The following is a 9,865-nucleotide window of genomic DNA, read 5'->3' on the forward strand; positions in this document are numbered from 1 at the left end:
CGGTGATGCGGACGGTGCCTGCCGTCATTCTCATGGACAGTCCCGATGCACTCGGCGGCATTCTTGGCAGGGTCGTCGCATCCAGTCGAAAACTCCGCAAGCAGGTGCTTTTCGTCGATGACGACGATCTTTTTCTGCAGCTCTACAGTCATGCCTTCGCGAAAACCCCCTGGCGGATTTTCACGGCTGCCGATGCGGCGTCCGCGTTGGAGGTGTTATCCGGCAAAGCCGTTGATCTCGTGGTTACCGACATCAAAATGCCCGGTATTCACGGCCTCAAGCTGATCGAAGAGATCCGGAAAATCGATCGCTGGATTCCCGTCATCGTCTGCTCCGCATACAAGGGCTTGAAGGCGGAGTCGGACATGTATTTTTATCATGTATCCGCTTTCCTGAGCAAACCTTTCGATATCAAGGTGCTGAAGGAAAAAATCATGGAATTGATCGGTTGAAGGAACAAGGCCGCCTGTCGTTCCCTATATCCAAAGAGGAGTCTTTCATGAAATCCGTGACGATCGGTTACCTGGCGTTTCAGGACCTTCCGGATGCCGTCCGACGCTTCAACCGGAACGCAGCCGAAACAACCTTTGAAGTCCGCTTTAAACCCCTGTCGAAACTCATGGAGGCGAACGAACTGGTTCAATATGACGTCGTATTCGTCCGCATGCAGACCCATCGGTGGGAATGGCTGGAAGTGTTGTTGTTTCTGAATCGAACGGCCGCCCACATTCCGGTGATCGTCATGACCCCGTCGGGGAGTCTCGGACACAGGCGTCGGATTCTGCAGACGGTTCCCGGCGTCTTTTTCATCGACACCCCCGACGCTTTTGACGAGACCCTGACGGGGGTGATCGACTCACCACTGAAAAGGATCAAACAGGTTCTTTTCGTCGACGACGACGAAAACGTGCTGAACGGGTATAAGCATGCGCTCTTCAGGTCGCCCTGGAAGATCCACACCGCATCCAGCGCCCGAAAGGCATTGGAAATCCTCTCCACCGAATCGATCAGCCTCATCGTCACCGATATCAAGATGCCGGAAATGCATGGTTTCGAACTGATCGAGGAGATTCGGAAAATTGACACGTCCCTGCCCGTCATCGTCTGCTCCGGCTATCACGGACTCAAGTCCGAAGCGGATCTCTACTTCCACAATATTGCGGGTTTCGTGGAAAAACCGGTGGAGATGCCGGTGCTGGCGGCAAAGATCAAGGAGATGCTCAAGTGAGGATGATGCGACACACTCAGACACCATCGGACGCACGATGCGGATATCGGTGGAAGCCGTCCAGGTCCGACCAGGGGTTTCCGCCGGATACGGCGCCGGACACCCGAATCGACATTGGAAAATCGGTTCTGAACCGAATTTTCGAACCGTACTTCACCACAAAAGGCAAAACCAGGAGAACAGGGTTTGGACTATCGGTGGTTCACGTCATCGTCAACGCCGGCGGAAGAAATATCCGGATGGACAGCACCCAGGACCGGGACACGACGCCTTACATCCATCTTACCGCAGGGGATCCCGAAAGTCCGGAAGCGGGAAATACCGACAATAGGCCGCGCTCTCAAAAGAACACGAAACAGATTCTCATCGTCGACGATGAAACGGCTGTTGTTCGCGTGATGCGCATCATGCTGGAGCGGTTGGGCTACCGCGTCACCTCCCGAACCGACAGCACCGAAGCACTGAAAGTTTTTGCCGAAACGCCGGATGCCTTCGATCTCGTCATTACCGACATGACCATGCCGAACATGACCGGTGACCAGTTGTCCCGGAAGATCATAAAAATCCGTCCGGACATCCCCATTATCATCAACACCGGCTACAGCAATCTCATAGACGCGGAAAAGGCCGAAAAAATAGGAATCAAGGGCTTTCTGACAAAACCGGTCGTCAAGAGCACGCTGGCGACCGCGGTCAGGCAGGCGATTGCCCAGAGGAAGCGAACCAAACCCATCGAATCGAAACCCTCGGATCCCAATCTCGCGACACCCTCGAAATCCGATCCCGCAGCGGATCATGACGCGTAATATCCGATGACGGTTTCCAGGAACGCCGACAATGACAACCCGGCAAAACAAAAACAGATCCGGAGCGACGGAAACGGAATTTCAACGGAAGTTCAGGATTACGGCGGAAGATCGCCATTGGCCTTCATCGCCTGGATCATCCTGCGGAGAGTTAATCTAAAGACATGCAAAATCTATCAAACTGCACCATACTGGTGGTCGACGACATCAAAACCAACATCGACATTCTGGTGAGGACCCTCGGCAAGGAATATCGTATACAGGCGGCCATGGACGGCGAAAGTGCGCTCAAGTCCGTGGAGAAAGCGCCGCCGGACTTGATTCTTCTGGATATCATGATGACGGGAATGGACGGCTATGAGGTGTGTCGGCGACTGAAGTCACAGGAAGAAACCCGGTACATCCCCGTGATTTTCCTGACGGGACTGAACAACGCGGAGTGCGAGGCCAAAGGACTTCGACTCGGCGCGGTGGACTTCATCACCAAACCCTTCAGCCGTGATCTCGTAAAGGCCCGCGTTCACAATCACCTGGCGCTCAAGCTTCACCAGGACCGTCTGGAGGACATCGTCAAGGAAAGAACGACAGCGCTGCAGTCGACCCTGGACAAACTGACTAACGCATCCCTCGATACGATCTTTCGGCTCTCAAAAGCGGCTGAATACAAGGATGAGAACACCTGCTTCCACATCAAGCGGGTAAGCGATTTCGCGGCGGCGGTAGGCGCCAGGTTGGGATTGAGCCGTGATTTCGTGGAAAATTTGCGGTATGCGGCGCCTATGCACGATATCGGAAAGATCGGCATACCGGACCGGATTCTTCTTAAACCCGGGAAATTGGATGCCGAGGAATGGGACATCATGAAACAGCATACCGTCATCGGTGGAAAGATTCTGCAGGGAGCGGACAACGACTTTCTGAAAATGGGGGAAAAAATCGCACTGAGCCATCATGAGAAATGGGACGGCAGCGGATATCCCAACGGTCTTGAAAAGGATGAGATTCCCATGGAGGGGCGTATCGTAGCGGTGGTGGACGTTTTTGATGCACTGACCTCGAAAAGGCCCTATAAAGATCCCTTTCCAACTGAAAAATCATTTGAAATCATCGAGGAGGGGCGAGGCGGCCATTTTGATCCCGATGTCGTGGACGCTTTCTTTGACATACGCAATGAAATCCTCGACATCAAAGCCAGGTACCGGAACGAAGAAGCCATGTCGATGCCGTGTAATGCCGCAGCAGTGAAGCAGCACCGCTGAAGCGGCGCCGAGACCGCCGCGGTCGGGGCAGGGACGGCTTTTACTCCAACGGCGCGGGCTTTTTCCACGAACAATCCATACGATTCGAATTCGCTGTTGACAAGGAAAGTTTTTCATGGAAATAGCCGATCTATCGTTGAGGCGGAATCGAAATAATGAACATAAAGCCGACATGAACGCTGCCTTAGGGGGCATGGCTGATGAAAATTCTGATTGTCGAGGATGAGCCGATATCGAAGCGCGTCCTGGAGGCAAATCTCCTGGACTGGGGCTATGATGTCGTCACCGCGTCCGACGGTCGGGAGGCGTTGGAGATCCTTCAATCTCCGGAGGCCCCGAGCCTGGTGATTTCGGACTGGGTAATGCCCAGAATGGATGGGCTGACCCTTTGCCGTAAAATCCGAAAGATGACGATCAACGGGTACACCTACGTAATTCTATTGACGGCGAAGGAGGCGAAAGCCGACGAGATCAAGGGGCTCGAGGCCGGTGCGGACGACTTTCTCACCAAGCCCTTCAATCGGCAGGAGCTGAAATACCGAACCCGGATCGGGGAGCGGATCATCAACCTGGAGCGTCGCATATTGAAGCTCGCCAACACCGACGCCTTGACGGGTGTTCTGAATCGGCGGGCGTTCATGGAAAAGATGCATGTCGAAATGGCCCGGTCCCGCCGAGAGATGACCCCTTTTTCCCTTGTCCTGTGCGATATCGATCATTTCAAGGAGATCAACGATACCCACGGCCACCAGATCGGCGACGCCGTACTCCAGGCGTTCACAAAACGGTTGTCGGCCGCCGTCAGGCCTTACGACTTCATCGGACGGTACGGCGGAGAGGAATTCCTGATCGGCCTCCCGGGAACCGACCTCGCTGAAGCCGAATCCGCTGCCCAGCGGATGCGGAAAAGCACGGAGAATACCGACTCCCCCCTCATCGATCCGCCGGAAGGATACGATGCGATCTGCATCACCGCCAGCTTCGGAGCGGCCGTTTATACCGGAGACGCCGAAGACACCTCGGACCACCTCATCAAACGGGTTGACGACGCCCTCTACCGGGCCAAGCGAGAGGGGCGCAACCTTGTCTGCGTCACCCCCGGGAGAAACAAGACTGAAGGCTGAAGGCTGAAGACTGAAGACTGAAGGGGTGCGTCAGCGATGGACGGGGCAATTATAGCCTTCAGCTTCTAAAGGGCTATAAGCCGACGGCGTGTGTCTGTTGTGATTGGGGCGTTTTTGCCCCTTCAGCCTTCAGTCTTCAGCCTTCAGCCTCTCAAAAGCCTTTTGCCTTGATTCCCGCCCTTCCTTGAGATCCCCAAAATCATGAATTACATTAAGGTCGTCAACGAATCGTCGGTTTTCGTCGGGAAGAGACCGCTCCCGGAGATCGATGTCCGGGATCACGCCGACGGCCTCGAGTACCGGAGTCGGCGGGCGGAATGTTTTTTAACCTCAACTTTTGACTTTCACAGCCCGGTGCCGGGAGGATACGGCCCGCGCCCCGCGCGGTTTTGTTCAAGAGCCGCTATCCGGCCACCATCATGAAAGTCGAAAGTTGAAATTTAACCTCATCAATTGGGAGAAGGCCAATGAAATCTTCACAAACGGACACACAAAAGGACAATGACGCGAAGCAGAAAAACAGGGTCCCTGAGGATACGGAGACGCCGGCGTCGGAACCCATGGGCGACGTCTGTGAAAAGGCGCCGGAATGGGCCGAACACTACCGCCTTTATGACCCGGACGATCCGTGCGACGACGGGCGGCGGGGGGATGTTTAGGACCGCATGCCGCCGCCGCCCGGATGGGGGAAAGGCTCGGGATGCGGACACAATCCCATTGACACCGGCGCCGGGATCTGGTCAAAGGCTGAAGGGCGGCGGCATGCGTCTGTGAGGAACGGGCGCTTGCTCCTCTTCAGTCTCAGGCACGAGCCGGACATCCAGGAGGATATATCCCACAGGCGGAGGACCTTGTAAAAAAGATTTGCAGAAAGAATCTCCGGGTCCTGAACGTGAAAATTGAAATGATGATTGGAAAACAAATGGTTGAAGAAATAGCGTCGAATCTGTTCCGTCTTCAGATACCCCTGCCCGAAACTCCCTTGAAATACCTGAATGCCTATCTTGTCCGCTCACCGGAAAGAAATCTGCTGATCGATACCGGCCTGAACCATGAGGCGTGCCTCACGGCCATGCAGGACGGAGTGCGCCGTATCGGGGCGGATTTGAACCGGACGGATATCTTCATCACCCATCTGCATGCAGACCATTTCGCCCTGGTGTCGAAATTGGCCGCTGAAAACACCCGGGTTTTGTTCAATCGTCCGGATACGGAAATCATCGAATCATGGAAAGGGTTCGATGCGATGATTGCCTACGGCGGCAGGCAGGGCTTTCCAATGGATCTCCTGAAAAAAGCCTTGGATGCCCATCCGGGCAGTAAATTTGGAACCGATTGGGTGCCGGGCATCAACATTCTCGATGACGGTCAGGAGCTTACCTGTGGCGACTATCGCTTTGCCTGCCTTGAAACGCCGGGACACACCCCCGGGCACATGTGCCTGTACGAGGCCGACAAAAAAATTCTCGTGGCCGGCGATCATATTCTCATTGATATCACGCCGAATATTCAATGCTGGTCGGACCAGGGCAATCCCTTGAAAAGCTACCTCGCCAGTTTGAAGAAGGTTTACACGCTGGATGTCGATCTGGTTTTGCCCGGGCATCGACGCCTTTTCAGCGACCATCGACGCCGCATTGACGAACTGACGGCGCATCATGAAGAGCGACTGTCCGAAGTGACGAAAATTCTTGACGGAAGCCCTTTGAGCGCCTATGAAACCGCATCGAGAATGACATGGGATATCAAAGCCGACACCTGGGCGGAATACCCGGTAGCCCAGCAGTGGTTTGCCACGGGTGAGGCAATATCCCACCTCAGATATCTGGAGGCCGACGGACGGATTCAACGCATCGTTGACGACGGCCTCACACGATATGCTCCTGTTTGAACACCTTCTCTATCCGGTTCCCGTCATGAAGGCGATAGACTCTAGAAATGCGGCGGTGATGAAGGGGGTGCTTATCCGCCTTCAGCCGGTTTTCATCACTGAAATCCTCAAGTCGGAATAATCCTTAAAAATCGATAATTATACTGTCTTTTGCAAGATTGACCTTCAGTTTCCAGTCAATTTTTTTGAGGACGTTGATGATTTTTTTGTTATCGGGTAGAATATCGCCTTTAAATCCTTTCAGTTTTCTCTTTTTAGCCTGTTGCATCAGCATCGTCAGAATGTATGTGGCAATACCTGAATTCTGATAATGTTCATCAACCACAATGGCAATTTCAGGATGCGTTTCGTGTATTTCAAGACTTGCAAATCTGGCTTCGGCAATCAGTTTTCCGTTCTTTAACTCAGCCACAATCGACAGCGTCTTTTTGTAGTCGATATTGACATATTCCTGCATCGTTGCATGCGGCATGGCTTTTATCCGGGAAAAGTACCGGTAATAAACGGATTCATCCGAAAAACGGTAAAAAAGCCGTCGCATGTTTTCTTCATCGGAAGGTTTGATCGCCCTGAAGCACACCTCCAGACCATTGCTGAAAGTTTTTTTCGTCTTGATTCCAGATGGGTATAAGTGGGCGCTTTCTTTGATATAAATTTGGTCTGAATAAATGATTCTCTGATTTCTGGCGTCCTCGACCAGTTTCGGACGGTCATCGGGATGAGCGATATCGATGAGTGCCTGTGCCCGTTCACGCACCGTCCGGCCGCGGACATCGGCGATGCCGTATTCCGTTACGATGGTGCTGACCGATTCCCACAAACTGAACTGGTTGGGGTACTGGACGGCAGACAGGACAATGTTGGATTCACCCTGTCGATTGCGGCTCGGCAATGCGAAGATTGCAGCGCCGCCTTCGGAAAGCAATGCGCCGTTGAAGAAATCAACCACCTCCCCGGGACCTGATCCGACATTGCCCCTGCCGGTGTGGAGGGCGATCCTGCCGTATAGATCCACTTTGCGGGCCGCCAGCACCGCCGTGAATTTCGGATTGGCACTGATGTGAACAGGGTTGAACACCTTGTCAACGGATTGAAATTCCAGCAGGGGATTATTGTCCAGCCATGCCATGAGTTCGGGGGTACCGATGGCATAGGATGTCAAGGATTTTCCCTGATAGTTGATTTTATATTGATTGGTGACGGCACCGCTTTTAACCAGATCCATCATATTGTCGAAAAAGAACGGTGTGTGGATTCCCAGATCCTTTTTATGTACCAGATGCTTTGACAATGCTTCGTAGAGAGGACCGATTGAAAAGCCGATGCAGCTTTGGTCTTCAATCATCGAGCTTACATTTTCCGCAATTTTATCGTATACGGCATCAAATTTCCATCTCTCAAAATAAATCGGGGGCTCCTGAGCTTCCACCAACAGATCGAAATCGGAAATATGGACAAATGTATCACCGAACGTTCGCGGCATCCATGGATTGATCTCACCGACGACAAACGATGCCTGCTGCATCGCCAGACGGCCCACATCCACACATACCCCCAGACTGCAAAATCCGGCCTCGTTCGGAGGGGTGATCTGAATAAACACCGCATCGACAGTGATCTGTTTCGATCTGAAGAGTTCTGGGATCTGACGATACCTGCTGGGAATGAAGTCTGCCAATCCCTTGGTGATGGCCTCATCGGCATCCCAGCCGGAGAAAAATGTTTTCAGGCGGTATATGGAAGAATGATTTTCCTGCACGGAGATGGCATGCCCGAGGCTGACCAGCTGAAACACCTCCAGGTCGATATTGGCGTAATGGGATTCTTTCAGATGCCTGAAGAGCGTCAGCGGTTCCGAAACACCCGTTCCGATAAAGATCGTCATTCCCGGCGCTAACCGTTTAATCACTTCATCAGGTTCGACAAGTCTCTTTTTCCATTCGTTGCCGTGAAATGTTTTCATATGCTTTTTTGATCACAGGTTAACGTTCGGTTTCTTTGGAGCAGGGGGTCAGGCTGAAGGCTGAAGACTGAAGGGGCACAAATGCTCCATTCGCCACAGACATACCTTTTCAGTCCATAGCCTTCAGATACTGAAGATTGAAAGCGGATAAACGCCCCGTTCATCGCAGACGCACCCCTTCAGTCTATAGCCTATAGCTTATAGCCTACCACTACAATCAACAATTATCCAGCCCTCTCGATGCTTTTTGCCGCGGATCCCCCATAACGCGAAAATGGGAACGGCTCGGAAATGCGCATGCCGATACGAGCATCATCCGATTTTACGGTGTACGGAATAACGGAATAGCGGTATATATAGAGCTATATGCCTCAGGGGAGACGCCGGTGCGCATGCCCATGGTAGGGGCACGGCGCGCCGTGCCCCTACGATCGAACAATTCGGTCGCCCGGTGCCCGGTTCCCTCCCGACGATTGTTCGATCGTTCAAATCCGCCGCCACCAAACGCATCAACGAAATGCGCAAAACCCCCTACGCGAAATTATGGCAACGCAAATATAGTTTGCATGATAACTATTAGCGTGTTAATGAGAAGCCAATGTCCACACCAATACGAAGGACAATTCAATGCCGTTTCAGGATTGCATCTGTTTCAGATTGGGCAAGGCCGCGCGGAAAGTCACCAAGGCATATCGTGATGAAATTGGCGAATACGGGCTGACGCACGGTCAGTTTTTTTTAATTGTCGCGATCATGGAAGATGAAGGGCTGCTCCCCAGCGAGCTTGCCGAGAAAACCGCCCAGGACCGGCCGACGATCACCGGTCTTCTCGATCGCATGGAAAAAGGGGGATGGGTCGAACGGAAAGCGGATCCGAAGGACCGCCGCTCGTTGCGGATCTATCTGGGTCCTCGCGGGAACGAATTGAGACAACCGCTGTTGAAGCTTTTCGAGGAAACCAATCAAAAATTCATTGACCGCTTCTCTGAAAAGGAATGGCGCCTGATGCAGTCTTTCCTGGTCAGACTGGAACAATAAACCTGATCGGCGACGCACCCTGCGACAGACCGGGATGAAAGGAGAACAACCATGAACAGGTCTTGGCCGATACAACTGACCGACCATGTGACCGTTTTCGGAAACGAGGATTTTCGACATTATCTGGTCGGTGAATATCAGGATCTGCTGATCGAGTGCGGCGTTACGGCCAGTGCTGCCCGGTTCGCAGAGCAGTTGTCGGACGCCGGCCGGGATGGGCCGGACAAGCTGCTGGTGATGCACGCCCACTTCGATCACGTCTGCGGCATTCCCGAGTTGAAGCGCCGTTTTCCCGGTGCCGAAGTCCTGGCTTCACCTGCGGCCGCCAGGGTTCTGGACAATCCGAAAGTGATCGCCGGCTTTTTCGATCAGGACCGGCAGGTCGCGGGGTATCCGGAAACCGGGGCTTTCGGAGGGGTGCCGGCTGCTCGGAGCGGATTTCGGTGGATCACGTCGTCAACGGCGGTGATCGCATCGCGCTGAAAGGCGGCGAACATCTGGAACTGATCGCCGCACCGGGCCACAGCCCCTGCGGCCTGGCCGCCTGGTTCGAAAA

The 9,865-nt window shown here is 53.4% G+C and carries 10 protein-coding genes; 9 read left to right on the plus strand and 1 reads right to left on the minus strand.

Annotation, left to right across the window (positions count from 1 at the left end):
• The 7 genes from AB7S84_RS14255 to AB7S84_RS14285 form a co-directional block, all read left to right on the plus strand.
• On the plus strand, positions 1-452 hold a 452-nt coding region (locus tag AB7S84_RS14255; protein ID WP_428155230.1), incomplete at its 5' end, for a response regulator.
• Between the two features lie 47 nt (positions 453-499).
• Entirely contained in the window at positions 500-1,228 is a 729-nt protein-coding gene (locus AB7S84_RS14260) for a response regulator (protein WP_020878253.1), read from the plus strand.
• A 2-nt stretch (positions 1,229-1,230) separates the two neighbouring features.
• On the plus strand, positions 1,231-2,034 hold the full coding sequence (locus tag AB7S84_RS14265) for a response regulator (protein WP_428155232.1): 804 nt from the start codon (positions 1,231-1,233) through the stop codon (positions 2,032-2,034).
• 164 nt (positions 2,035-2,198) lie between these two features.
• Entirely contained in the window at positions 2,199-3,293 is a 1,095-nt protein-coding gene (locus AB7S84_RS14270) for an HD-GYP domain-containing protein (protein WP_020878251.1), read from the plus strand.
• A 200-nt stretch (positions 3,294-3,493) separates the two neighbouring features.
• Positions 3,494-4,417: a GGDEF domain-containing response regulator gene (locus AB7S84_RS14275; protein ID WP_428155235.1), complete on the plus strand. Its 924-nt coding sequence runs from the start codon at positions 3,494-3,496 to the stop codon at positions 4,415-4,417.
• Positions 4,418-4,884: 467 nt separating this feature from the next.
• Positions 4,885-5,076 (plus strand): hypothetical protein, encoded by a 192-nt coding sequence (locus tag AB7S84_RS14280; protein ID WP_020878249.1) that lies wholly within the window; start codon positions 4,885-4,887, stop codon positions 5,074-5,076.
• Positions 5,077-5,339: 263 nt separating this feature from the next.
• Entirely contained in the window at positions 5,340-6,308 is a 969-nt protein-coding gene (locus AB7S84_RS14285; RefSeq protein ID WP_428155237.1) for an MBL fold metallo-hydrolase, read from the plus strand.
• A gap of 124 nt (positions 6,309-6,432) precedes the next feature.
• Here the strand turns inward: AB7S84_RS14285 and AB7S84_RS14290 are convergent, their stop codons facing one another.
• Entirely contained in the window at positions 6,433-8,271 is a 1,839-nt protein-coding gene (locus tag AB7S84_RS14290) for a GNAT family N-acetyltransferase (RefSeq protein WP_428155239.1), read from the minus strand.
• Positions 8,272-8,898: 627 nt separating this feature from the next.
• Here AB7S84_RS14290 and AB7S84_RS14295 point away from each other — a divergent pair.
• The gene (locus tag AB7S84_RS14295; protein WP_428155241.1) at positions 8,899-9,309 is read left to right on the plus strand and encodes a MarR family winged helix-turn-helix transcriptional regulator; all 411 of its coding nucleotides are present in this window, start codon (positions 8,899-8,901) and stop codon (positions 9,307-9,309) included.
• A gap of 51 nt (positions 9,310-9,360) precedes the next feature.
• Positions 9,361-9,792, plus strand: a complete 432-nt coding sequence (locus AB7S84_RS14300) for an MBL fold metallo-hydrolase (RefSeq protein ID WP_428155243.1) — start codon at positions 9,361-9,363, stop codon at positions 9,790-9,792.
• Positions 9,793-9,865 lie beyond the last annotated feature (73 nt).

Source organism: Desulfococcus sp., from assembly GCF_050178255.1.
Taxonomy (GTDB): Bacteria; Desulfobacterota; Desulfobacteria; order Desulfobacterales; family Desulfococcaceae; genus Desulfococcus; species Desulfococcus multivorans.